This is a genomic window from Zoogloea sp., assembly GCF_017302315.1.
GTDB lineage: Bacteria > Pseudomonadota > Gammaproteobacteria > Burkholderiales > Rhodocyclaceae > Zoogloea.
On the sequence record NZ_JAFLDT010000001.1, the window covers coordinates 127,583 to 151,364 of the forward strand.

Here is a 23,782-nt window from a genome sequence, read left to right on the forward strand (position 1 = left end):
GCGCAGAGGGCGCTCAGCGCAAGCCGCGACCTTGCAGGGCCACAAGCAGAAGGCCCAGCAAGCTCTCGATCAGATAAACAATGCTGGAAACGCCGTGCCAAGCCATGAAACGGTCCCGCATGGCGCTTTCCATGACTTCTCGCGGCAAGGAGTCGGCCTTCAACTGAGCAAGTATGGGCTGAATTCCGAACTGCCCAGCCACCGTCAAGAAGAGCATCAACAGCACCAGCCAGAACACACTGCACCTGAACGCCGCACCGTTCTTTCTCAAGGCGAGGAACACCAGCAGATAGGCCGACACGGCCATTCCCAACCACCCGACGTAACTGAACATCACGCCAGCCACCCGGCCCGCCATGGCCCTGTCGTCAACCATGGCGAAAAGTACCGGTGCCGCCAAGTAACCGATCGCCCACAGAGCGCCCACCCAGAGACTGATGGTCACACTGTAGACATGTTCGGCGAATCGCTGCATCGGTCGAGGTTAGATGTATCGGACGTCGATCAATTCCAGCTCACGCACACCACCCGGCGCCTGAACCTCTGCGACATCGCCAGCGAACTTTCCGATGAGTGCACGTGCAATCGGGGAACTGATTGCAATTTTGCCCTCCTTGATATCGGCCTCATCGTCGCCGACGATCTGGTAGGTGACGGTATCACCGGTATCCAGATCCTCGAGTTCAACGGTCGCACCGAAGACGCAGCGGCCATCGGCATCCAGCAATTTGGGGTCAATGATCTGGCCATTGGAAAGCTTGCTTTCCACTTCCCGGATACGCCCTTCGATAAAGCCCTGACGCTCTTTGGCTGCATCGTATTCGGCGTTCTCGGAAAGATCGCCGTGGGAGCGCGCCTCAGCAATCGCCGCGATGACATTCGGGCGTTCGACGGTCTTCAGCCGATGCAGCTCCTGCTTCAACTTTTCCGCGCCTGCTACGGTAAGTGGAACCTTGCTCATGCCTTCACCAGTTCACCGTGGAGATCCTGAAGCGAATAAGCTTCGAGCCCGGAAAGATGCCGCATCCCCATGCAGGCCGCACGGGCACCCTCGATAGTGGTATAGACGGTAACCTTCGCAGCCAGCGCACTCGTGCGGATCGAACGTGAATCGGTGACCGCCTGCCGTTTCTCCTCGACCGTATTGATGACCAGGCTGATCTCGTTGTTCTTGATCATATCGACCACGTGCGGTCGACCTTCATTCACCTTGTTGACAGCAGATACCGGCAAACCCGCTGCGGCAATGGCACCGGCTGTTCCCCGGGTGCCGACCACAGAGAACCCAAGCTCGACGAGTTCCCGCGCGACTTCAATGGCCTTGGGACGATCGGCATGCTTGACACTGATGAACGCCTTTCCGGATGTCGGCAGCCGAACACCCGCCCCAAGCTGGCTCTTGACGAACGCTTCTGCAAAGGTTCTGCCGACCCCCATCACTTCGCCGGTAGACTTCATCTCTGGCCCAAGAATGGTATCAACGCCAGGGAACTTGACGAAGGGGAAGACCGCCTCCTTGACCGAGTAATACGGGGGAATGATCTCACCAACAATCCCCTGATCATCAAGGCTTCGTCCAGCCATGCAACGGGCAGCGATCTTGGCCAGAGGCAAACTGCAGGCCTTGGAAACGAAAGGCACTGTGCGCGAAGCCCGGGGATTGACCTCAAGCACATAGACGACCGCATCGTCGCCCTCGCCTTGAATGGCAAACTGGACATTCATGAGGCCGCAAACATTGAGCGCACGCGCCATTGCCTCGGTCTGACGACGCAGTTCGTCCTGGAGTTTGGACGACAGGGTGTAGGGAGGAAGGGAACAAGCGGAATCGCCGGAATGCACGCCAGCCTGTTCAATATGCTCCATGATGCCGCCGATCATCACCCGCTTGCCATCGGAAAGCGCGTCAACATCGACTTCGGTCGCATCGTTGAGGAAGCGATCAAGCAACACCGGCGAATCATTGGAAACCTTGACCGCCTCGCGCATGTAGCGCTCCAGATCCTTCTGCTCGTGTACGATCTCCATTGCACGCCCCCCCAATACATAGCTGGGGCGAACAACCAAGGGGTAGCCGATTTCGGCTGCCAGGCGAACAGCGTCTTCCGGTGTACGGGCCGTACGGTTTGGGGGTTGCTTCAACCCCAGTTCGAAGAGCAGCTTCTGGAAACGCTCACGGTCTTCTGCGGCATCAATCATGTCGGGGCTCGTACCGATGATGGGCACCCCATTTGCTTCGAGCTCACGCGCCCTCTTCAGCGGAGTCTGCCCCCCGAACTGCACGATCACGCCCACGGGCTTCTCGACCGCAACGATCTCCAGAATGTCTTCAAGCGTCAGCGGTTCGAAGTAGAGACGATCAGAGGTATCGTAGTCGGTTGAGACGGTCTCAGGATTGCAGTTGACCATGATGGTCTCGAAACCGTCTTCCCTCAGCGCAAGCGCCGCATGGACACAACAGTAATCGAACTCGATCCCCTGACCGATGCGATTCGGCCCCCCTCCAAGCACCATGATCTTCTTGTTGCCGGTCGGCAGCGCCTCGCACTCGTCTTCATATGACGAGTAAAGGTACGCCGTTGCGGTCGCAAACTCGGCCGCACAGGTATCGACCCGCTTGAAGACCGGGCGGACGCCTGCAGCATGGCGGTGCAGGCGCACCGAGGTTTCATCAGTATTGAGCAGCTTCGCAAGACGCCGGTCAGCAAAACCCTTTCGCTTGAGTTCTCGTAGCTCCGCAGCAGCGATACCCTTGAGAGATCGACCCGTAAGAGACTTCTCGGTCTTGACGATATCTTCGATCTGAATCAGAAACCAAGGATCGATGCGGGTCAGGGCATGCACCTGCTCGAGACTCATACCTTCACGGAATGCCTGCCCCACATACCAGATGCGCTGCGCCCCCGGATCACCCAGTTCGCGCTCAAGATCGTCCTGATCCGCCTCAACCTCGTCCAGGCCGTAGGCTCCGGTCTCCAGGCCCCGCAAGGCCTTCTGGAACGACTCCTGGAAGGTGCGCCCCATGGCCATCACCTCACCCACCGACTTCATCTGAGTCGTCAGACGGTCATTGGCCTGAGGAAATTTCTCAAAGGCGAAACGCGGAATCTTGGTGACGACGTAGTCAATCGAAGGCTCGAACGAAGCGGGCGTGGCGCCACCCGTGATGTCATTCTTGAGCTCATCCAGGGTGAAACCGACTGCCAGCTTGGCAGCGATCTTGGCAATAGGGAAGCCCGTTGCCTTCGAGGCCAGAGCAGACGAACGAGACACGCGCGGGTTCATCTCGATGACGATCATGCGGCCATTCGCGGGGTTGATCGCGAACTGGACGTTTGACCCGCCTGTATCCACACCGATCTCCCGCAGGACGGCGATCGACGCATTGCGGAGGATCTGGTACTCCTTGTCGGTAAGCGTCTGGGCCGGCGCCACGGTGATTGAGTCACCCGTGTGCACACCCATCGGGTCGAGGTTCTCGATGGAACATACGATGATGCAGTTGTCAGCGGTATCGCGAACAACCTCCATCTCGTACTCTTTCCAGCCGATCAGGGACTCCTCGATCAAGAGCTCATTGGTAGGACTGGCCTCAAGACCGCGCTTGCAGATCTCGACAAACTCTTCCGGGTTGTAGGCAATTCCGCCGCCAGTACCACCCAAGGTAAAGGACGGGCGAATGATGACCGGGAAACCAATTTCAGCCTGAACTTGATGCGCTTCATCGAGGGTATGCGCAACCCCGGAACGCGCAGAGCCCAGGCCGATCTTGGTCATCGCATCCTTGAACTTCATGCGATCCTCGGCCTTGTCGATGGCCTCCTCCTTCGCCCCGATCAGTTCCACACCATACTTGGCCAGAACACCGTGCTTTGCAAGATCGAGCGCACAGTTAAGGGCCGTCTGCCCCCCCATGGTGGGCAGGACCGCGTCAGGACGTTCCTTCTCGATGATCCGTTCTACCACCTGCCAGGTGATGGGCTCGATGTAGGTGACGTCAGCGGTCCCCGGGTCGGTCATGATGGTCGCCGGATTGGAGTTGACCAGCACCACTTTGTAACCCTCCTCGCGCAACGCCTTGCAGGCTTGAGCTCCGGAGTAGTCAAATTCACAGGCTTGACCGATGATGATCGGGCCGGCACCGATGATGAGAATGGTCTTGATATCTGTACGTTTGGGCATGGTTCTTCAGAGACTGGAAAGCTGACGGTTCAGGGGTGGCACCACCAAGGGCGCCCTCACAGCTATCGGCTTCAGCCCCTCGCCTCCATCAGCGAAATGAATCGATCAAACAGGTAGGCCACATCGTGAGGACCAGGACTTGCCTCAGGGTGGCCCTGGAAACAAAACGCCGGGACATCGGTACGGGAAAGGCCTTGCAGACTGCCATCGAAGAGCGACACATGGGTTGCCCGGAGGTTGGCAGGCAGCGTTGCGGCATCCACAGCAAAGCCATGATTCTGGCTGGTGATCAGGACCTGGCCGGAATCGAGATCCTTGACCGGGTGATTGGCACCATGATGCCCGAACTTCATCTTCATGGTCTTCGCACCGGACGCCAGGGCAAGGAGTTGATGACCAAGGCAAATACCGAAGGTCGGCACCCCTTTGGCAAGCACCTCACGGATTGCCTCGATAGCGTAGTCACACGGTTCGGGATCACCAGGGCCATTGGAAAGGAACACGCCGTCCGGATTGAGGGCAAGGACCTCCGCGGCAGATGTCTGGGCCGGAACTACCGTAAGACGACAACCGCGCTGGGCCAGCATGCGGAGGATGTTGCGCTTCACGCCATAATCAAAGGCAACGACATGGAAGCGTGGATTGTCCTGAGAGACATACCCCTTCTCAAGCTCCCACTCGCCCTCACTCCATGGATATGAAGCAGTTGCGGAAACCACTTTGGCCAGATCCATTCCGGCAAGCCCGGGGAAGGCGCGAGCCTGAACGAGCGCCGCATCCACGTTGAGCTCAGCACTTGTCGATGCCGTGACAATGCAGCCGCTCTGGGCACCCTTTTCACGGAGGATACGAGTCAGCTTGCGGGTATCAATCCCTGCGATGGCAACGATGTTCTCGGACTTTAGATAGGCATCCAGTGACTGCTCGCAGCGCCAGTTGGACGCCAACATGGGCAGGTCGCGAATCACCAGACCTGCAGCGTAGACCTTGTCAGCCTCACAGTCTTCCCGGTTCACACCGGTATTACCTACATGAGGATAGGTAAGCGTAACGATCTGACGACAGTAGCTGGGGTCGGTGAGAATTTCCTGATAACCAGACATGGAGGTGTTGAAAACCACCTCGCCGGTTGTCATACCCACTGCCCCGATGCCTTTACCGTAAAACACCGTCCCGTCGGCAAGAGCAAGAATGGCGGGCGGGAAAGCTGACACGGTGGACTCCTCGAAATCTTGAGATTGGACGACAGACATGGGCAGCCAGGCTACACATGAAAAACGGGATCAGCCGTGACTGGCCATCCCGCTGAGAAACTTTCTAATTATAGCCCGGGACGAGATTTCGGGCAAATCCGGCTGTAGGAAAACTGACAAGGCGCTGACAAAATCAACGCGCGCCCCTCGCCCGTCGCAGCACACCCGCAAGGTTCCCCAGCTCATTGAGCAAGTCTGGCAGCTCCCTTCGCACTGCAGCCCCATCCTGCGCCTTGCCCGCATTTTCCAGTCGCTGAGCCGCCGCCACCGCTCCTGCGGCATTGAATACGCCGGCGGACCCCTTGATTGTGTGCGCAAGACTCCGGATGGTCGCAAAATCAGAGGTTCTCTGGGCGAGCGCAAGGGACTTTCGATTCCGCTCCAGATCACTGAAGAACAGGCTTATGAGCTGCTGAAAAGCGGCCTCATCACCATCCAGCAGATCCCGTGTGGCATCAACATCGGCAATCGCTGCGTCCGCCCCCACATCGATGCAAGCCCCGGAACCTGCAAAGCCGGCCTGGCAGCTACCATCAAGATCCCCCAGAACACGATCAATCACCCCGTGCAGCTCCACAGGCTTGATGGGTTTGGCGATATAGTCATCCATGCCGGCCATCAGACATCGATCGCGATCGCCCTGCATGGCATGGGCAGTCATGGCCACAATCGGCGTCGACTGCCACTTGCCGCCCGCGGCCCAACTGCGCCTCGCTTCGCGAGCCCGGATCGCCTGAGTGGCCTCCAGCCCACCCATGACGGGCATCTGCACATCCATGAGGATCAGATCAAAGCGCTCGGCGTCATAGCAGTCCACGGCCTCCTTGCCGTTGGACGCAACCGTAACGACATGCCCCACCTTCTCAAGCATCTTCACAGCAACGGTCTGGTTGACCGGATTGTCCTCAACCAGCAGGATCCTCAGGCGTTGGTTGGAGCGAGACGCAGGCGGCGCACACGCAAAGGTCTGTTCCGCCTCAAAGGCCAGGAATCGCTCCTCCTCCGCTGACGCACCATGGAGCGTCAGGCTGAGGGCATCGATGAGGTCACCGCGCGAGAACGGCTTGATCAGCCGCGCCCCGACCTTGAGCCGCTCGCACTTTGCTCCATCAGCCCTCTGCGTGCTGGGATCAAGAATCATGATGACGCGATCCAGCCGGGGCCAACCCTGAAACAGTTTCTCGGCCAGTGCATACCCACCCGGCGCCGGCATCCCGGCATCCATGAGAATCCAGTCATAGGGGCTATTCAGCTTCCCGGCGATAGCAAGCATCTCTTCAACGGCGACCCCACAATCCGCTTCCCGGACCTCGAGCCCAAGAGAACGCAAGAGCCCCCCCAAACTTTGACGGAATGCCGGATTGCACATCCCCAGCAAAGCCCTGCGCGGGCCAAGAGCCGGCAGGTCTGCAACGCGCGCGCGCCCAACACCTACACGCAGGGAGAAACTGAACGTGCTCCCCTCCCCGGGTCGGCTTCTCAGCGAGATCACCCCGCCCATCAGCTCCACGATACGACGACAGATGGCAAGTCCAAGACCTGTCCCACCGTATTTTCGGGTTGTCGATTCGTCAGCCTGAGAAAAGGCGCCGAAGACCGCTTCATGCTTATCTTCCGGAATGCCAACCCCGGAGTCGCGTACAGACACCTCCAGAAGGAACTCGCCGCCCTCCTCCGCACGACCGCCCACGACTACCTCGACCTCACCGTTTTCGGTGAATTTGATGGCATTGCCAACGAGGTTGGTCAGCACCTGGCGCAGGCGGGTTGGATCACCCAACAGGACTCCCGGCACATCCGGAGCCATGGTGTAGAAGCATTCCACCCCCTTCTGGTAAGACCGTAGCGCCAGTGACTTCATGGTGTCACCGAGCAGATCGACCAGCGAGAACTCAACCCTCTCTAGACTGAGATGCCCGGCCTCGATTTTTGAGAAGTCCAGAACATCGTTGATGATCCTGAGCAAGGAATCCGCCGAACTCTTGACCGTGTTCAAATACTCCCGCTGCTCCTCGTCGAGCTGAGTATCAAGCACCAACTCCGTCATCCCGATGATGCCATTCATGGGTGTGCGGATCTCGTGGCTCATGTTGGCCAGAAAGTCGCTCTTGGCACGGTTGGCGGCCTCGGCTTGCTCCTTGGCGTGGAGCAGCTCGAGTTCTGCGCACTTGGCTTGGGTAACGTCCCAATAGGTTCCAACGATTCTCGTCCAGCGTCCGTCACCCCCTCTGCCGGATGCCCTGCCACGGACCAGAATCCAGCGCCACCCACCGGCCTTGGGTGCAATCCGGAGCTGGGTTTCGAAATAGTCCAGCTCACCGCGAAGATGAGTAACGAGCTGATGACGACTGATCGAAAGATCATCGGGATGAATCAGAGGCAGCCACGAAGCGAAATTGTTCGAGCACTCGGACTCGTCGTAGCCAAGGGTGCGCCCCCAATGCTGATCAAGGACGATACCACCTCCGGCCAGATCCCAGTCCCAAAGGCCGCCTTCAGTATTCCGCAGCGCAAGCTCAAGCCGCCGTCTGGCCTCGACAGCCACCCGCTCCGCCTGATCACGGGCCGCAGCCATTCCACGGACCAAATCCATCAGATCCGATACGGGCGCGGATGATAAATCACCCCCGCTCGCGGCCAGTACGCCTGATGCGGTCTGCTCAGTCAGATAGGCCCGCAACGCCCGACCAAGGTCGGCATCGGAGGCCAGGGGTTCCAGCTCAGGACGTATCACGGGGGCCGCCAGTAGATCGCGAAATCACAAGAAAGAAGGCGCATCAGACTGGCTGACACGCCCCCCTCGGGAACACTGCCAATAACGGCACCGCCCCCTCCATCTTGAGCTGCTTGGACCCCGCCGCCTAGCCTACTTCAGCCCCAACACGTCCTGCATGTCGAACAAGCCGGACTTGCGCTCTGCCAGGAACTTCGCGGCACGAAGGCTCCCCGTCGCATAAGGCATGCGACTGGCTGACTTGTGGGTGATCTCGATACGCTCACCGATACCGGCAAAAAGTACCGTGTGATCACCGACGATGTCACCCCCGCGCACCGTCGCAAAGCCGATCGTCTGGCCGTCGCGCTCTCCTGTCACGCCCTCACGCCCGTAGATGGCACAGGCCTTCAGATCCCGCCCGAGAGCATCGGCGACAACCTCCCCCATCCGCAGGGCTGTCCCCGACGGCGCATCCACCTTCATGCGGTGATGCGCCTCGATGATCTCCACGTCGTAGCCCTCGTTGAGGATGCGAGCAGCCATGTCGAGAAGCTTGAAGACCGCATTTACGCCCACCGCCATGTTGGGGGCAAACACCACGGGAATATCGGCTGCGGCGCTGGCAATGGCAGCCTTGCCATCATCTGTGAAACCGGTCGTCCCGATGACGACACCACAGCCGGCCGATCTAGCCAGGGCAAGGTGCTGAAGCGTTGCTTCCGGGCGCGTGAAATCAATCAGACAGTCCGCCCGGGCAAGGCCCTCGGCCACGTCGCTCGAAATCGGCACACCACACGGAGCCCCGCCGAACTCACCCGCGTCCCGACCGATAAAAATGCTGTCCGGCCGTTCGAAAGCGGCCACGAGGACAGCCCCTTCAGTCTTGAGGGTTGTCTCGATCAGCATCCGGCCCATACGTCCCGACGCACCGGCGATAGCGATACGAATTTGTTCCATTGTTTCCCCGGAAAAACGGTGATGGGCCCGGATGCAACGGTGGCCCCAAAAGTGAGTTACTGCGTGCCCGCCTCATCGGGGCGCACATCCCCTTCAAGTCTGGCCAGACTGCCGTTCTCGAAAATCACGGTCAGTTTTCTCTCCTGGAGCTTTCCCTTGCCTGGCTGAAAGCGATAGACGTAGTCCCACCTGTCGGCATGGAAGACATCGGTCAGCAGCGGTGCGCCAAGGACAAAACGAACCTGCTCGCGCGACATCCCGGGCTTGAGCTGCGCCACCATTTCCTGGGAAACGAAATTGCCTTGGCGAACGTCGATCCGGTATGGACTGAGGAAGTCGGAGACGGAAGAGCAACCTGCGAGGGTTGCGACGAGGAGTGCAGAGGTAAGGAGTGTACGCATGGCGTCTAGGGAAGCGGCGCGAGCAACGGCTGGAGAGCCGCATTCTCAACAAAGGTCGGAAACTATATCATATGGTGCCGGCCGGGCTTCTGGCCGGCCTCTTCAGTTCTCCGGGGCCCCCATGTCCAATAATTCTCAAAACCTCAAAAGCATCGGCCTCAAGGCAACCTTCCCGCGCCTCAAGATCCTGGATCTGTTCCAAAAGGCCGAAAATCGCCATCTTACGGCAGAAGACGTTTACCGCCTGCTGATCGGTGAGGACATGGATATCGGTCTGGCCACCGTCTATCGTGTTCTCACCCAGTTCGAACAGGCCGGACTTCTCGAACGCCACTACTTCGAATCGGGCAAGGCGGTTTTCGAACTCAACGAAGGTCGCCACCACGACCACCTGGTTTGCATTCAGTGTGGCAAGGTGGAGGAGTTCTTCGATCCCGAGATAGAAGAACGACAGAACCGAATCGCCGCCGAGCGGGGCTTTGCTGTCAAGGAGCACGCCCTCTACCTCTACGCTGATTGTCAGAAATCCGCCTGCCCCAACAAGTCCGGCAACACCTGAAACCCAATAGCGGCGAGCCCCGCCAGATTCCGTGGAAGCATTCCTGACCTCTGCAGCCCTCGTCGCCCTGGCTGAAATCGGCGACAAGACCCAACTCCTGTCCTTCGTTCTGGCTGCGCGGCTGCGCAAGCCCTGGGCCATCATCGCAGGGATCTTCGTTGCCACACTGCTCAATCACGCGCTTGCCGGATCGGTGGGTGCTTGGGTGGCTGACATCATCCCCTCAAGCTGGCTGCCTTGGATCATTGCGCTGGTATTTGTTGCGTTCGGAATCTGGACACTGAAGCCCGACACCCTGGATGATGACGAAGCGCCCTCGGAACCTCATCCTGCGGGCGTCTTTGTGACCACCACCATCGCGTTCTTCGTCGCCGAGATGGGGGACAAGACCCAACTCGCCACCGTAGCCCTGGCGGCACGTTTCGACTCCCTCGCATGGGTTGTCATCGGCACCACCGTCGGCATGATGATCGCCAACGTGCCTGCGGTACTTGTGGGCGAAGGCCTCGCGAAGCGCCTCCCCCTGAAGAAAATCCGCTGGATTGCTGCTGGCGTATTTGTGCTGACCGGCCTTGTCACCCTTGCCGCTGCTGGCAGCCTCGGTCTCTAGGACTCAAGGGCAAGCATTTCTGCCGCATGGCGGCGGGTCGTATCAGTGATGTTGACCCCACCCAACATGCGAGCAATCTCTTCGATACGGCCGGACGCATCCAGTAGCTCTACCCGGGAAAGGGTTTCGCCTTCCCGGGTTTCCTTGGAAATCGTCCATTGCCAATCAGCCTGGGCTGCCACTTGGGGAAGATGGGTGACGCAGAGAACCTGACGATCAACACCCAGCTGACGCAACAAACGGCCGACAATCTCGGCCACCCGCCCCCCAATCCCCACATCCACTTCATCAAATATCAATGTCGGCGTTGCCACGCTACGGCTGGTGATGACCTGAATGGCCAACCCGATGCGGGAAAGCTCGCCGCCCGAAGCCACCTTGGCCATCGAGCGCAAGGGCTGACTGGCATTCGCCGTTACCAAGAATTCGACCGTTTCCAAACCACTCGCAGCTCCCTCCTCCACCGGCTTGAGGGCAATCTCGAAGCAAGCCCCTGACATGGCCAGAGACTGCATGGCCTCAGTCACCGCCGACGAAAGCTCGGCGGCGACCTTGCGGCGCGCCTCCGACAGCGCCACAGCCGGTTGCATGAACGCCTCCCGGGCCAATGCTTCATCTCGGGCCAAGGCGGCCGGATCGGACTGACGCGTGAGGCGCTCCAGACGGCTCACGCTCTCGGTCAAGACATCGGGCAAATCTTCCGGAGCAACGCGATACTTGCGAGCCATTCCGGTAATCGCCTGGATACGCTGATCAATCTCGCCGAGACGCTCAGGGTCCAGATCCAGCCGATCCCGGTATCGACGCATCGCATGAACGGCCTCATCTAGCTGAATGCTGGCGCCGCTAAGCAGCTCCTGCACGTCGGCTAGCTGCCTATCGTGTGCAGCCATCTCCGCCACCCGACCCAACAGGCGATCAAGCTGGGGCACGACTGCATACTCACCGTCGGCAAGCCCTTCCACCACTTCAGTCCCACCTTCGATAAGACTGGCCGCGTGGGCAAGGCGGGCTTGCTCCTGATTCAAGGAGCGCCAATCATCAAGATCGAAAGCCAGATCACTGAGCTCACCTACCTGCCAGCCAAGCAACTCTCGCTCTCGCGCGGAAGAGGATGCATCCTCTTCCGCCAGTGCTCGCGCACGACGCAAGGCAGACCAGTCTCGGTAGCGCTCGAAAACCTCCCGGGCAAGGCACTGCAGACCTCCGTGCGCGTCCAGCAGCTCAAGCTGTGCGTCGCCACGCAGAAGCGCATGGTGGGCGTGCTGACCATGAATATCTGCCAAAAAATCGCCGGCCATGCGTAGCTGGCTCAAGACCACCGGCGTTCCATTCAGCCACGCCTTGGATCGACCGCTGCTTTCTAGCACCCGGCGCAGGAGTATGACTTCATCTTCTCCGCCAAGCGCCTGCTCGACCAGCCAGTTGCGTAGGGGCCCATCGGCCGGAACATCGAATTCCGCAACTATCTCGGCCCGTGCACTTCCGGTACGGATGACACCTGACTCCGCCTTGCCCCCCAAGGCAAGCCCGAGCGCGTCAAGGAGAATGGACTTGCCCGCGCCCGTTTCACCGGTGAGCGCCCCAAAACCCGCACCGAAGTCCAGTTCGAGGTGGTCGACAATCACGAAATCACGGATGGTGAGGTGGCGCAGCATGGGGAGAAAAAACAGGAAAGGGCAAGAAATCAGCTATGACGGGGCGTTGAACTCCAGTGCAGCTTCTCGCGCAGCATCGCGAAATAGCTGTAGCCAACCGGATGCAACAAACGCACCCTATGGGGCGACCGGGTGATGCGGACACAATCACCGGCACGCGTATCGTAACGGGTCTGCCCATCAAAATGGACTCTTGAATCGTGGGGCGGAAGAAGGACAATCTCGATCTGGCAACGGTCCGGCAGGGTAATCGGACGGGCCGTCAGCGTATGGGGGCACATGGGCACCAAGGCGATCCCATCGACGCTTGGATGAAGGATCGGTCCGTTTGCCGAGAGTGCATAGGCCGTTGAACCCGTGGGAGTCGAAATGATCATGCCGTCGGAACGCTGGGTATAAACGAATTCCCCATCAATGCGCAGATCAAATTCAATCATCCTCCCCAGATCACCCTTGTTCACAACGACGTCGTTCAAGGCCACCGTATGGAACACCCGCCTGCCATTGCGAACCACCTCAGCATCCAGCAGTACCCGGCTTTCCTCGGTAAAGCGCCCTTCAAGTATCTCCCCCACTTTCTCTAGCGCAACCTCGCGGGAGATGTCAGTCAGAAAGCCCAGCCGTCCCTGATTGACGCCAACCAGTGGCACGTTGTATTCCGCCAAGCGGCAGGCACTGTTGAGCAGAGACCCGTCGCCTCCGAGAACAACGGCCAGATCAGCCCGGCCGCCGATCTCTTCGTAGCTCGCCACAGAGAAACCGGCCGTCAGGCCGGTGGAACTTGCGGTACCCTGTTCAATCAGAACACCGAGTCCGAGGCTTCTCAAATAACACGCAAGGCGGAAGACAGCCTCCGCCACTTCAGGGCTCTGATACTTGCCTATCAGCGCTATTGTCTTGAACTCGCAGGTCATGGATTTGATTAAACCACATTCTTCCTCGGTGCCGCAGTCTGCCGCCGCAAAACACGCAGTCCACAAACAACCGGCGCTTCTCACGGCCTTCGCCCTTCCTTAGAATTGGGGCGTCTCAACGAGCCCAACACCATGACCAGCCTCGATCTACGCTCTCAAGTCCTGCTCAAGACACTTGTAGAGCACTACATCACCGAAGGGCAACCTGTGGGCTCTCGCGCACTGTCTCGCCATTCCGGGCTCAAGCTATCGCCGGCAACGGTGCGGAACGTCATGTCCGACCTCGAGGAACTGGGCTTCATTTCCAGCCCCCATACCTCGGCGGGTCGGATTCCGACTGCACGCGGCTATCGTTTCTTCGTGGACAGCCTGCTCACGGTGCAGCCCCTCGGCATCGGTCAGCTTCAGGAGATCAAGGGCCACATCCAGCCCGGGGAGCCGCAACGAGTCATCAACGCGGCATCACAGATGCTCTCCGGCCTGACGCACTTTGCCGGGGTTGTCATTTCTCCCAAGAAAGATGCGATCAAGATCCGCCAGATCGAGTTTGTCAGCCTGTCGGATACCCGTGTCCTGCTCATCCTTGTCACCACGACCGGAGATGTGCAAAACCGGATTCTGTTCACCAAACGCCCCTATTCGTCATCCGAATTGTCAAATGCAGCCACTTATCTGAATCAGCACTTTGCCGGGCTCGCCTTTCCCGAGATCCGTTCCCGGATCCAGGACGAACTGAAGCAGCTTCGCTCCGACATGACCGAACTCATGACCGCGGCAGTCGAAGCTGGTAGCGCGGCGCTCGAGGATACGCAAAGCACCTATGTCATCTCAGGGGAGACCAATCTTCTGGATGCGGAAGATCTGTCTTCGAACATGGCGCGACTGCGCGAACTGTTCAAGCTGTTCGAGCAAAAGACCGGCCTCATGCAGCTACTCGACATCTCCAACCGGGCCAAAGGGGTGCAAATCTTCATTGGCGGCGAGAGCGGGCTCAGCCCCCTGGACGATTGCAGTGTTGTCACCGCTCCTTACCAAGTAGATGGCCAGGTTGTCGGATCCGTAGGGGTCATCGGCCCAACCAGAATGGCATATGAACGCGTGATTCCGATAGTCGATATCACCGCCCGCCTCTTGACCAGCGCCCTCTCTGGCCAGAACACCTGAAAGCCCTCCATGACCCGATTCTGGCAAGAGCCAGCTTACGTCCACGGCACACCGACCAGGACGGGAATCCTGCTGGTCAACCTCGGCACCCCCGCTGCGCCGACGGCAGATGCGCTACGCCCTTACCTGCGTCAATTCCTCTCGGACCCGCGCGTCGTCGAGATCCCCCGCTTGATCTGGTGGCCCATACTCCACGGCATCATCCTGCGTACCCGCCCCGCAAAATCAGCCAAAAAATACGCCAGCGTGTGGACAGCGGAAGGCTCGCCCCTGAAGGCACATACTGAGAAGCAGGCGAAGCTGCTGGCCGGCTTTCTGACCAATGCCGGGCAGAGGGATCTGTTGGTCAGTTGGGCCATGCGCTACGGCGCGCCATCCATCCGGAGCCGACTGGATGATATGCGTGCCAAAGGTTGTACACGAATCCTCGTCGTTCCGCTGTACCCGCAGTTTTCGGCGAGTACGACGGCCACGGTCATTGACGAGGTCGCCGAATGCCTGCGCCACTGGCGCAATCTGCCAGAGATCAGGTTCATCAGGAGCTTTGGCGACAACCCGGGATATATCCAGGCACTGGCCAATGCAGTGAGCGCACATTGGCAGCGACACGGGCAGGCGGAAAGGCTGGTCCTGAGCTTCCATGGCATCCCGCGTCGCGCCCTTGATCTGGGTGACCCTTACCACTGCGAATGCCACAAGACCGCCCGCCTCCTCGGCGAAGCCCTGAAACTGCCCCCGGCACGACTGATGATCAGCTTCCAGTCCCGTTTCGGCAAGGCTGAATGGCTCCAGCCCTACACCCAACCCAGCCTGGAGTCCCTGGCGAAGCAGGGCATCCGCTCCGTTGACGTGATGTGTCCGGGTTTCGTTTCGGACTGTCTCGAAACCCTTGAGGAAATCAACATGGAGTGTCGGGAGGCCTTCCTTCACGCTGGTGGTGAGCGCTTCGGCTATATTCCCTGCCTGAACGAGAACGATGAGTGGATCAATGCCCTCATGCAGCTCTCGCTAACCCATCTGGGCAACTGGATAACCGATGCGCAGCCCGACCCAGCGATCCTTTCGCTTCAGCAGACCGCGGCCAAGAAACTCGGCGCCGACAACTGAGCCCAAGTCAGGAAACGACTGCAGGAGGCAGGTCCCATGAAACTGATTCTTCGCTGGATACTCAATGCCGTCGCCTTGATGCTGATTCCTGAAATCCTCACCAGCATACGGGTGGAAGGCTATACGGCCGCCTTGCTCAGCGCCCTGCTGCTGGGCTTTGTGAACGCCATCATCAGGCCGCTGCTTATCCTGATCACCCTCCCCATCACCATTCTCACCCTTGGCCTTTTCACACTGGTGATCAATGCGCTGATGTTCTGGTCGGTATCCGGCCTCGTCCAGGGATTTGTCGTACCTGATTTCTGGACGGCCTTCTGGGGCGCCCTGCTCTACAGCATCCTCACGTGGATGGTCAGCCTTGCGCTGAGTGACAAGGACTGATCCAACATTGCCAGTGGCCGCGTTTCAGCCCCGGGCAGTTGCTTGAGCACTGCGTCGGCGCGGAGCTCGACGTCTGACCGCACCGGGATCAAAAGCGCCGACCAGCTTTCCAAGTGCCGCCGAACGGGCGTCCATGGCCATCCTGAAGGCGCCGTCTTCGCCATACTTCTTGACCGAGAACTTGACCCGTTTCCGACGCCCATCCGGGAGCGGCCACGACGCCACCCAGAACCAGCGCTGCTTGTCCTCGGGCAGATCGCGCGTCTCTGATGCACAGTAGCGGCACACGCCCACCACCCCGGAACGATTGTTCTTCTTGACGATGTTGGAATACTCCTGCATCGACAACGGCGGATGTTCGGCGATGATCTGATCCCGGTACTCCTTCGCAGCACCAAATGACCTCTGCTTTCCGCCAAACACCCCATCACTGAAGTGCTTGCGATAGATCACGCCACGACGCTGGATGGTCACAAGCCATCCATGAGTCCGGCTGGTCTCATTGTCGACCCGGCTGATTCCATAAGTGCTGCCTCGGCTCACAAGCCACCTCCTGTCCAATCCGCGAAGATATCGCGGCTTCAGGGAGGATTTCGGCCGGCGTTGTCGAAACTTTAGCCTCCGAAACGGACCACCGAGAACCGGGCTGGGCAAGCCCCTTGAAAGTACGTCGCCCTCCCCCACATCACTCCTTGAATCCCGTGGAGCCACAATCATGACTGACAGCATGCTTATCCCCTGCCCCCACTGTTCGGCAATCAATCGAATTCCTGCCGACAGACTTCACGACCATGGCATTTGCGGACGCTGCAAGAAGGCACTCTTTGACGGACACCCGGTCGAACTGGGAATGGCAAATTTCGACATACACGCAGCACGCAGCGACCTGCCATTGGTCGTGGACTTCTGGGCACCCTGGTGCGGACCATGCAGAAGCATGGCACCCGCGTTCTCGTCTGCCGCCGCCATCCTGGAACCCGAATTCAGGCTTGGAAAACTGAATACAGAAGAAGAAAACCAGATCGCCTCACACTACGCGATCCGCAGCATCCCAACCCTGGCGCTCTTCCATCGAGGTAAAGAACTGGCACGCCAGTCGGGTGCCATGGGAACGGATGAAATCATACGATGGGTCCGGCACCACACGGGGCGATGACCCTGAGCAGCGCCTCGAGCCTCTACTCGATACTCAATTGTCAACGAGTTGAAGTTCCATGCCGAAGCCGCTCACGGTGATCCTTTCGGCCGGGGGTCCATCTTTCGAGAGCTCGCGATAGGCCTGCCCCAGGCGACGCGCCACCACGGTGACAAGCCGGCTGCGAAAAGCCTCCTGACACTCGTCGGTGGCCAGGGACAGCGCTGACGGATTGATCTCCAGGAACACGGTACTGGTGGTGGCCACCGCAGTGCTGGTGTGCCGATGCTCCTGCTGATCCAGGAAGGCCAGTTCGCCGAAGACCTCACCATAGGCAAGCTCACACACCCGGTGACCATCCACCGACATCTCAACCCTGCCCTCGATGATGATCCCGAAGCGCTGGTCGGAATCCCCCTCCCGGATCAGCAGGGTATTCGCCTCCACCTTCCGCCACCGGGAGATCCGCAAGATTTCCCAGATCTCCACATCTTCAAACTCGGTGAAGAAAGGCATCTTGCGCAGAATCGAGTAACGCGTGTTGTCGACCGGCAAAGAGCTGTCATCCAGGATCTTGTAGCGGACCGCCGATAGGTCCTTGGCAAAATCCGCGCCATTCTTGTAGCGCGAGTAAAGATCCTTCTCCAGAGCCCGACGGATGACACCATCAAGCTGTTCGGGCAGTTCCGAATTGATCTGAGAGACCAGAGGGGGCTCGGTGTTGATGATCTTGTAGATCAACTGGGCCGGATTCTTCGCCCGGAAGGGGAGCCGGCCCGTCAGCATATGAAAAAGCACCACGCCCAGAGAGAACAGATCGGTCTTCTGGTTGAGCGGATAGCCCTTGATCTGCTCAGGGCTCATGTAGGCCGGAGAGCCCACGCCCATGATGAAGGTCGAGTCCGATGCGCTCTTCTTGCTGATGTTGAGCGCCAGGCCGAAATCGGTGATCTTCACGTTATCGTGCTCATCCACCAGGATGTTGGCCGGCTTAATGTCCCGATGCACGATGCCCTGACGATAGGCGTAATCCAGAGCCATCGCGCACTTGAAGACCATGCCGATCACCCTGTGCAGGGGAAGCAGACTCTGGAACGAGCAGTACTGCTCCAGGGTAGTCCCCGGGAAGTACTCCATCACGATGTATGCGTAGTCCTTCTCAACCGTCGTGTCGAAGATCTTGATGATGTTGGGGTGATCCAGGCGGCTCGACACGTCACGCTCGGCCCGCAGGAGCTTCATCAGCCGCCGGTTCCACTTGGCTTCGTCCTTGGACTTGTCGTCGAAACGCACAAGTTTGAGCGCCACCGGATCGGGATACTGGGGATGCTCGGCGAGATACACCGTCGCAGTCGCCCCGCGACCGACCTCACGGATCAGCTTGTACTTGCCGACTTTCTCTGGTGAATTATCCATACCCGCACTGCACCGCAGAGGTTGCAACGATGACCGGACCTTGCCGGGACTTGCCGATTTTACACGCGGCGGGGGAACTTTCCCGTGGTGGCACCCCCCCTCTTGAAATCTTATCTTGCGCCCCCAGCTATTGCGAGTCAAAAAAAGGAGCCGTTACCCATGCAAGACCAAGATCCCACCCTGGGCGCCGAAGTCAAGGCCGACGTTGAACTTGTCGAGAGCAGCGCTGACGGTGCTGCAGCCGTCCAGGACGCGGCCCAGGAAGCTGCGGGCATCGATACCCTGCCGTCCCTCGCAGAGCAGCTTCGCGCAGCCGAACTGAAGGCCGCCGAGCACCACGACGCCTGGCTGCGAGCAAGAGCGGAGACAGAGAACGTCCGCCGCCGCGCCCAGGAAGACATTATCAAGGCGGGTAAATTCGCCGCTGACAAGTTTGCCCAGTCGATGCTCCCGGTCAAGGACAGCCTTGAAGCGGCACTCGCTACCGAAAACGCTACCCTCGAGACCTTGAGGGAGGGCGTTGAGCTGACCCTCAAACAACTGGTATCGGCCTTCACGGGCGCCAACATCACCGAAGTCAACCCGGTTGGCGAGAAGTTCGATCCGAACAAGCACCAGGCCATCAGTGCCCTTGAGGCCGACGGCGAGCCGAATACGGTGATCAGCGTGCTGCAAAAGGGCTATCTGCTCAACGAGCGTACGATGCGTCCAGCCTTGGTCGTGGTCTCAAAGGCCAAATCTACCGCTTGAAACCCGTTCCGGCATCCCCATATTCCATAGCAAGCCAAGGGGCGGGCGCTTCCCTCCCCACTGACAAACAGAATTCGAACTAAAGGAAAACTCATGGGCAAGATCATCGGCATCGACCTCGGCACCACCAATAGCTGCGTTTCCGTGATGGAAGGCGGCAAGCCCAAGGTCATCGAGAACTCCGAAGGTGCGCGCACCACCCCGTCCGTCGTTGCCTACGCCGACGACGGCGAGATCCTGTGCGGCGCCCCGGCCAAGCGTCAGGCCGTCACCAACGCCAGGAACACCCTCTACGCCGTCAAGCGCCTGATCGGCCGTCGCTTCGAGGAAAAGGAAGTCCAGAAGGACATTGACCTGATGCCCTTCACCATCTGCAAGGCAGACAACGGCGACGCCTGGGTCGAAGTGCGCGGCAAGAAGATCGCCCCTCCGCAAGTCTCCGCCGAAGTGCTGCGCAAGATGAAGAAGACCGCCGAAGACTACCTCGGTGAAGAAGTCACCGAAGCCGTCATCACCGTACCGGCCTATTTCAACGACAGTCAGCGTCAGGCCACCAAGGACGCCGGCCGCATTGCAGGACTCGAAGTCAAGCGCATCATCAATGAACCCACGGCGGCGGCGCTGGCCTTCGGCATGGACAAGAAGCCGGGTGACTCCAAGATCGCCGTGTTCGACCTTGGCGGCGGCACCTTCGACATCTCCGTGATCGAGATCGCCGACATTGACGGCGAGCACCAGTTTGAAGTGCTGGCCACCAACGGCGACACCTTCCTGGGCGGCGAAGACTTCGACCAGCGCATCATCGATTACATCGTCACCGAGTTCAAGAAGGAACAGGGCGTCGATCTGAAGAACGACGTGCTGGCCTTGCAGCGTCTCAAGGAAGCCGCCGAAAAGGCCAAGATCGAGCTGTCCTCCGGCCAGCAGACCGAAATCAACCTGCCCTACATCACCGCCGACGCCACCGGCCCGAAGCACCTGGCACTCAAGATCACCCGTGCCAAATTCGAGTCGCTGGTCGAAGATCTGGTCGAGCGCACCATCGAGCCCTGTCGCGTGGCCCTGAAGGACGCCGGAGTGAAGGTTTCCGACATTGACGACGTGATCCTCGTCGGTGGTCAGACCCGCATGCCCAAGGTCATCGAACGGGTGAAGGAGTTCTTCGGCAAGGATCCGCGTCGCGATGTGAACCCGGACGAAGCCGTTGCCGTCGGCGCCTCCATCCAGGGCGGCGTGCTGCAGGGCGAAGTCAAGGACGTTCTGCTCCTCGACGTGTCCCCGCTTTCCCTGGGTATTGAAACCCTGGGGGGCGTGATGACCAAGCTGATCCAGAAGAACACCACGATCCCCACCAAGGCCTCCCAGGTGTTCTCCACTGCTGACGACAACCAGTCCGCTGTGACCATTCATGTGCTGCAGGGTGAGCGCGAAATGGCCTCAGGCAATAAGAGCCTCGGCCAATTCAACCTCTCCGACATTCCGCCAGCCCCGCGCGGCATGCCGCAGATCGAAGTCACTTTCGACATCGACGCCAACGGCATCCTGCACGTGTCCGCCAAGGACAAGGCCACCGGCAAGGAAAACAAGATCACCATCAAGGCCAACTCCGGCCTGTCGGACGACGAAATCCAGCGCATGGTGCGCGACGCGGAAGCCCACGCCGAGGAAGACAAGAAGGCTCACGAGTTGGTCGATGCACGCAACCACCTCGATACGCTAGTTCATTCCGTGAAGAAGGCACTGGCCGAGCACGGCGACAAGATCGGCGACGACAAGGCCAAGATCGAAGCCGCCATCGCCGAAGCCGAAGAAGCCATCAAGTCTGGTGACAAGGCGGCCATTGATGCCAAGAGCGAAGCCCTGGGTGCAGTCAGCCAGAAACTGGGCGAGCACATCTATGCCCAGGCTCAGGCCGAGGCTGGTGCTGCCGGCCCGGCGGGCGGCGCAGGCGCCTCTGCCAGTGGCACCAAGGCCAACGAACCGGACGTGGTCGATGCCGAGTTCACCGAAGTGAAGGACAAGAAGTAAGCCTGTCTGGCTGAACAGCCAGTCAGCCGACCCGACAGACCCGGCCGAGCCCCTGCCGGTGCATCCGCACCGCTCGGCTCGGCCTTTACGCAAGAAAGCCAGAGCACCCAAAAATGGCGAAACGGGATTTATACGAGATCCTAGGCGTCAATCGCGACGCCTCTGAGGACGAGTTGAAAAAGGCCTACCGAAAGCTGGCCATGAAATACCATCCGGACCGCAATCCGGACAGCAAGGACGCCGAGGACAAATTCAAGGAGGCCAAGGAAGCCTACGAGATCCTGACGGATGCCAACAAGCGCGCCGCCTACGACCGTTACGGTCACGCAGGCGTCGACCCCTCCATGGGCGGCGGCGGTGGTGGCGGTCAGGGCTTCGACGGCTTCGCTGACGCGTTCGGCGATATCTTTGGCGACATCTTTGGAGGCGGCGGAGGCGGACGGGGTCGCTCCAATGTCTACCGGGGTGCCGATCTACGCTACAACCTTGAGATCACCCTGGAAGAAGCTGCCCGTGGTGCGGAGAAGACGATCCGCATTCCGGCGCTGGAAGAATGCGACACCTGCCACGGCAGTGGCGCAAAACCCGGCACCCAGCCCAAGACCTGTCCGACATGTGGTGGCGCCGGTCAGGTTCGCATTCAGCAGGGGTTCTTCTCCATTCAGCAGACCTGCCCCAAGTGCCACGGCAGCGGCCGCATCATTCCGGAGCCCTGCCCGTCCTGCGGTGGTGCGGGACGCGTCAAGCGACAGAAGACCCTGGAAGTCAAGATTCCGGCGGGAATAGACGACGGCATGCGACTGCGCCATGGTGGTCATGGCGAGCCAGGTGTCAATGGTGGACCGGCCGGGGATCTCTATGTGGAGATCCACATCAAGCAGCACCCTGTATTCCAGCGGGACGGCGACGATCTGCACTGCGAGATGCCGATCAGTTTCACCACCGCAGCCCTGGGTGGCGAAATCGAGATCCCAACCCTCGACGGCGCAGCCAATATCCGGATTCCCGCGGAGACGCAGAGTGCCAAGGTATTCCGCCTGCGGGGCAAGGGCATCCGCAACGTCCGCAGTCACGCTCCGGGTGACTTGATGGTCCATGTCATCGTCGAGACACCGGTCAAACTGACTGAACGTCAAAAGGAACTGCTCCGGGAATTCGACGAGATCGCGTCCAGCAACGCCGAGCGTCATAACCCGAAAGCCAAGTCCTGGATGGACAAGGTGAAGGATTTCTTTAGCGCCTGAGCCCGGTTTATTGCTGCACTGCGACACAAAACGCTGGCCGATGCTCCTTCTGGAGCATCGGCCAGCGTCCTTTCCGAAACACTTTCCTTTTGACCTATACTCGGCTTCGCCCCTCCTCCAAACAAAAAAGAGTCGCCGATCATGCTTATCCACACCCTCAAGTCGCTGATCGCCACCCTAAGCGTCGGATTGATGTTTACGGTCGCGGACTCGGCTCAGGCTGCCGATCCTGGTATCGGCGAGAACACCATCACACTGGGCATGTCTGCCCCCTTTTCCGGCCCCAACGGCGCCTATGGCAAGGAGATGAAAGAAGGCGCGATGGCGTACTTCGCACAATTGAACGCGGCAGGTGGTATTCACGGCCGGAAAGTCGAGCTTCTTGCGCTGGATGATGGGTACGAAACGGATAAGGCGGTCGCCAACACCCGAAAACTGATCAATGAGCAAAAGATCTTTGCCCTGATGGCGTACTACGGCTCCTCCCCCACCACCGAGGCAATGAAAGTCTTCGCCGAAGCGCGGGTTCCTCTTATCGGCACCATCAGCGGTGCCGGCAGCCTGCGCACACCGGTCAACCGCTACATGTTTCACCTGCGCGCGAGCTATGCCGACGAAACCGAAGCCATCGTCAATCATCTGGTCGGTCTTGGCATCACCCAGATCGCCGTGTTCTACCAAAACGATGGATTCGGCAAGTCCGGGCTGGACGGCGTGGTAGCAACCCTCGCCCGCCACAAATTGAAGCCCGTTGCGGTAGGCTCCGTGGAGCGCAATTCACTGGACGTCGCCGCCGCTGTCGCCCAGATTGCCAAAGGCAATCCCCAGGCCGTCATCATGGCCACGCTCTACAAGCCGACCGCCGAGTTTATCCGGCAGATGCGCAAGGCCGGCCAGGTTCCCCAGTTCTCAACGCTCTCGCCCATTGGTGCCGATCTGCTTGTCGCAGAGATGGGAGCCAAGGAGGCGCACGGCATTGGCATATCCCAGGTCATGCCCTACCCTTGGAACGACACCATCCCGGCTGTCAAGGAATACCACAAGGCCATTCAGGCCCATGCCAAGCATGGCAACTACAGCTACTACGGTATCGAGGGATTCCTGAATGCCAAACTGGTGGCCGATGCCCTGAAGAAGGTGGGCAAGGATCCAACCCGTGAGAAGCTCGTAAGCACCCTCGAGAATGGCACTTTCGACCTTGGCGGCTACCGGGTCGGCTATTCCCCCACCAGCCACAACGGATCGCGCTTCGTGGATCTGACCGTTCTTGGTCGGGACGGGCGGGTTCTACGCTGATTCAACGGCCC

21 protein-coding genes are annotated in these 23,782 nt (G+C 59.5%); 10 read left to right on the forward strand and 11 right to left on the reverse strand.

From position 1 onward, the window contains the following. Positions 1-13: 13 nt before the first annotated feature. From J0L98_RS00525 to J0L98_RS00555, 7 genes are all read right to left on the reverse strand, one after another. A complete protein-coding gene (locus J0L98_RS00525) occupies positions 14-475 on the reverse strand; it encodes a DUF4149 domain-containing protein (protein ID WP_296409312.1) in 462 nt (153 codons plus the stop codon). Positions 476-484: 9 nt separating this feature from the next. Next, positions 485-961 carry a transcription elongation factor GreA gene (gene greA / locus J0L98_RS00530; protein ID WP_296402111.1) on the reverse strand — a complete coding sequence of 159 codons (477 nt, stop codon included), beginning with the start codon at positions 959-961 and terminating at the stop codon, positions 485-487. After that, positions 958-4,182, reverse strand: coding sequence for a carbamoyl-phosphate synthase large subunit (gene carB, locus J0L98_RS00535; RefSeq protein WP_296409315.1), 3,225 nt, complete (start codon positions 4,180-4,182; stop codon positions 958-960). Before carB ends, greA begins: the two co-directional genes overlap by 4 nt. A 71-nt stretch (positions 4,183-4,253) precedes the next feature. Next, the gene (gene carA, locus J0L98_RS00540; protein ID WP_365953939.1) at positions 4,254-5,435 is read right to left on the reverse strand and encodes a glutamine-hydrolyzing carbamoyl-phosphate synthase small subunit; all 1,182 of its coding nucleotides are present in this window, start codon (positions 5,433-5,435) and stop codon (positions 4,254-4,256) included. A 133-nt stretch (positions 5,436-5,568) separates the two neighbouring features. Next, positions 5,569-8,028 (reverse strand): response regulator, encoded by a 2,460-nt coding sequence (locus J0L98_RS00545; protein ID WP_296409316.1) that lies wholly within the window; start codon positions 8,026-8,028, stop codon positions 5,569-5,571. A gap of 273 nt (positions 8,029-8,301) precedes the next feature. After that, on the reverse strand, positions 8,302-9,108 hold the full coding sequence (gene dapB, locus J0L98_RS00550) for a 4-hydroxy-tetrahydrodipicolinate reductase (protein WP_296409318.1): 807 nt from the start codon (positions 9,106-9,108) through the stop codon (positions 8,302-8,304). Between the two features lie 56 nt (positions 9,109-9,164). Beyond that, entirely contained in the window at positions 9,165-9,509 is a 345-nt protein-coding gene (locus tag J0L98_RS00555) for an outer membrane protein assembly factor BamE (RefSeq protein WP_296409321.1), read from the reverse strand. A gap of 121 nt (positions 9,510-9,630) precedes the next feature. On the opposite strand from J0L98_RS00555, the gene fur reads away from it, so the two are divergent. Together fur and J0L98_RS00565 are read left to right on the forward strand one after the other, a co-directional pair. Then, on the forward strand, positions 9,631-10,068 hold the full coding sequence (gene fur, locus J0L98_RS00560; protein WP_296402106.1) for a ferric iron uptake transcriptional regulator: 438 nt from the start codon (positions 9,631-9,633) through the stop codon (positions 10,066-10,068). A 31-nt stretch (positions 10,069-10,099) separates the two neighbouring features. Then, entirely contained in the window at positions 10,100-10,678 is a 579-nt protein-coding gene (locus J0L98_RS00565; RefSeq protein WP_296409323.1) for a TMEM165/GDT1 family protein, read from the forward strand. Here the strand turns inward: J0L98_RS00565 and recN are convergent. Further along, positions 10,675-12,336, reverse strand: a complete 1,662-nt coding sequence (gene recN / locus J0L98_RS00570; RefSeq protein WP_296409324.1) for a DNA repair protein RecN — start codon at positions 12,334-12,336, stop codon at positions 10,675-10,677. The two genes, J0L98_RS00565 and recN, sit on opposite strands and share 4 nt — an antisense overlap. A gap of 29 nt (positions 12,337-12,365) precedes the next feature. Then, on the reverse strand, positions 12,366-13,250 hold the full coding sequence (locus tag J0L98_RS00575; protein WP_296409325.1) for an NAD kinase: 885 nt from the start codon (positions 13,248-13,250) through the stop codon (positions 12,366-12,368). Positions 13,251-13,382: 132 nt separating this feature from the next. Between J0L98_RS00575 and hrcA the strand changes: the two genes are divergently transcribed. Genes hrcA through J0L98_RS00590 form a run of 3 tightly spaced genes read left to right on the forward strand, consistent with a single transcriptional unit; the run spans position 13,383 to position 15,902 of the window. Further along, entirely contained in the window at positions 13,383-14,414 is a 1,032-nt protein-coding gene (gene hrcA, locus J0L98_RS00580; RefSeq protein ID WP_296409326.1) for a heat-inducible transcriptional repressor HrcA, read from the forward strand. A gap of 9 nt (positions 14,415-14,423) precedes the next feature. Beyond that, entirely contained in the window at positions 14,424-15,521 is a 1,098-nt protein-coding gene (hemH, locus tag J0L98_RS00585; RefSeq protein WP_296409328.1) for a ferrochelatase, read from the forward strand. Between the two features lie 36 nt (positions 15,522-15,557). Beyond that, positions 15,558-15,902: a phage holin family protein gene (locus tag J0L98_RS00590; RefSeq protein WP_296402100.1), complete on the forward strand. Its 345-nt coding sequence runs from the start codon at positions 15,558-15,560 to the stop codon at positions 15,900-15,902. Between the two features lie 24 nt (positions 15,903-15,926). Here the strand turns inward: J0L98_RS00590 and J0L98_RS00595 are convergent, their stop codons facing one another. Beyond that, positions 15,927-16,376, reverse strand: coding sequence for an AP2 domain-containing protein (locus J0L98_RS00595; RefSeq protein WP_296409330.1), 450 nt, complete (start codon positions 16,374-16,376; stop codon positions 15,927-15,929). Positions 16,377-16,617: 241 nt separating this feature from the next. Between J0L98_RS00595 and trxC the strand changes: the two genes are divergently transcribed. Beyond that, on the forward strand, positions 16,618-17,058 hold the full coding sequence (gene trxC, locus J0L98_RS00600; RefSeq protein WP_296409331.1) for a thioredoxin TrxC: 441 nt from the start codon (positions 16,618-16,620) through the stop codon (positions 17,056-17,058). A gap of 33 nt (positions 17,059-17,091) precedes the next feature. Here trxC and J0L98_RS00605 read toward each other — a convergent pair whose 3' ends face one another. Next, the gene (locus tag J0L98_RS00605; protein ID WP_296409332.1) at positions 17,092-18,453 is read right to left on the reverse strand and encodes a serine/threonine-protein kinase; all 1,362 of its coding nucleotides are present in this window, start codon (positions 18,451-18,453) and stop codon (positions 17,092-17,094) included. Positions 18,454-18,612: 159 nt separating this feature from the next. On the opposite strand from J0L98_RS00605, the gene grpE reads away from it, so the two are divergent. From grpE to J0L98_RS00625, 4 genes are all read left to right on the forward strand, one after another. After that, the gene (gene grpE, locus J0L98_RS00610; protein ID WP_296409333.1) at positions 18,613-19,203 is read left to right on the forward strand and encodes a nucleotide exchange factor GrpE; all 591 of its coding nucleotides are present in this window, start codon (positions 18,613-18,615) and stop codon (positions 19,201-19,203) included. A gap of 93 nt (positions 19,204-19,296) precedes the next feature. After that, positions 19,297-21,231: a molecular chaperone DnaK gene (gene dnaK, locus J0L98_RS00615; RefSeq protein WP_296409334.1), complete on the forward strand. Its 1,935-nt coding sequence runs from the start codon at positions 19,297-19,299 to the stop codon at positions 21,229-21,231. 113 nt (positions 21,232-21,344) lie between these two features. Further along, on the forward strand, positions 21,345-22,475 hold the full coding sequence (gene dnaJ, locus J0L98_RS00620) for a molecular chaperone DnaJ (RefSeq protein ID WP_296402094.1): 1,131 nt from the start codon (positions 21,345-21,347) through the stop codon (positions 22,473-22,475). Between the two features lie 141 nt (positions 22,476-22,616). Continuing rightward, on the forward strand, positions 22,617-23,771 hold the full coding sequence (locus tag J0L98_RS00625; RefSeq protein WP_296409336.1) for an ABC transporter substrate-binding protein: 1,155 nt from the start codon (positions 22,617-22,619) through the stop codon (positions 23,769-23,771). Positions 23,772-23,782 lie beyond the last annotated feature (11 nt).

What these genes read in the sequence shown, in the direction of transcription:
- J0L98_RS00525 (WP_296409312.1), bottom strand. Translation starts at nt 475, where the DNA reads ATGCAGCGATTCGCCGAACATGTCTACAGTGTGACCATCAGTCTCTGG.
- greA (WP_296402111.1), bottom strand. Translation starts at nt 961, where the DNA reads ATGAGCAAGGTTCCACTTACCGTAGCAGGCGCGGAAAAGTTGAAGCAG.
- carB (WP_296409315.1), bottom strand. Translation starts at nt 4,182, where the DNA reads ATGCCCAAACGTACAGATATCAAGACCATTCTCATCATCGGTGCCGGC.
- carA (WP_365953939.1), bottom strand. Translation starts at nt 5,435, where the DNA reads ATGTCTGTCGTCCAATCTCAAGATTTCGAGGAGTCCACCGTGTCAGCT.
- J0L98_RS00545 (WP_296409316.1), bottom strand. Translation starts at nt 8,028, where the DNA reads ATGGATTTGGTCCGTGGAATGGCTGCGGCCCGTGATCAGGCGGAGCGG.
- dapB (WP_296409318.1), bottom strand. Translation starts at nt 9,108, where the DNA reads ATGGAACAAATTCGTATCGCTATCGCCGGTGCGTCGGGACGTATGGGC.
- J0L98_RS00555 (WP_296409321.1), bottom strand. Translation starts at nt 9,509, where the DNA reads ATGCGTACACTCCTTACCTCTGCACTCCTCGTCGCAACCCTCGCAGGT.
- fur (WP_296402106.1), top strand. Translation starts at nt 9,631, where the DNA reads ATGTCCAATAATTCTCAAAACCTCAAAAGCATCGGCCTCAAGGCAACC.
- recN (WP_296409324.1), bottom strand. Translation starts at nt 12,336, where the DNA reads ATGCTGCGCCACCTCACCATCCGTGATTTCGTGATTGTCGACCACCTC.
- J0L98_RS00575 (WP_296409325.1), bottom strand. Translation starts at nt 13,250, where the DNA reads ATGACCTGCGAGTTCAAGACAATAGCGCTGATAGGCAAGTATCAGAGC.
- hrcA (WP_296409326.1), top strand. Translation starts at nt 13,383, where the DNA reads ATGACCAGCCTCGATCTACGCTCTCAAGTCCTGCTCAAGACACTTGTA.
- hemH (WP_296409328.1), top strand. Translation starts at nt 14,424, where the DNA reads ATGACCCGATTCTGGCAAGAGCCAGCTTACGTCCACGGCACACCGACC.
- J0L98_RS00590 (WP_296402100.1), top strand. Translation starts at nt 15,558, where the DNA reads ATGAAACTGATTCTTCGCTGGATACTCAATGCCGTCGCCTTGATGCTG.
- trxC (WP_296409331.1), top strand. Translation starts at nt 16,618, where the DNA reads ATGACTGACAGCATGCTTATCCCCTGCCCCCACTGTTCGGCAATCAAT.
- J0L98_RS00605 (WP_296409332.1), bottom strand. Translation starts at nt 18,453, where the DNA reads ATGGATAATTCACCAGAGAAAGTCGGCAAGTACAAGCTGATCCGTGAG.
- grpE (WP_296409333.1), top strand. Translation starts at nt 18,613, where the DNA reads ATGCAAGACCAAGATCCCACCCTGGGCGCCGAAGTCAAGGCCGACGTT.
- dnaK (WP_296409334.1), top strand. Translation starts at nt 19,297, where the DNA reads ATGGGCAAGATCATCGGCATCGACCTCGGCACCACCAATAGCTGCGTT.
- dnaJ (WP_296402094.1), top strand. Translation starts at nt 21,345, where the DNA reads ATGGCGAAACGGGATTTATACGAGATCCTAGGCGTCAATCGCGACGCC.
- J0L98_RS00625 (WP_296409336.1), top strand. Translation starts at nt 22,617, where the DNA reads ATGCTTATCCACACCCTCAAGTCGCTGATCGCCACCCTAAGCGTCGGA.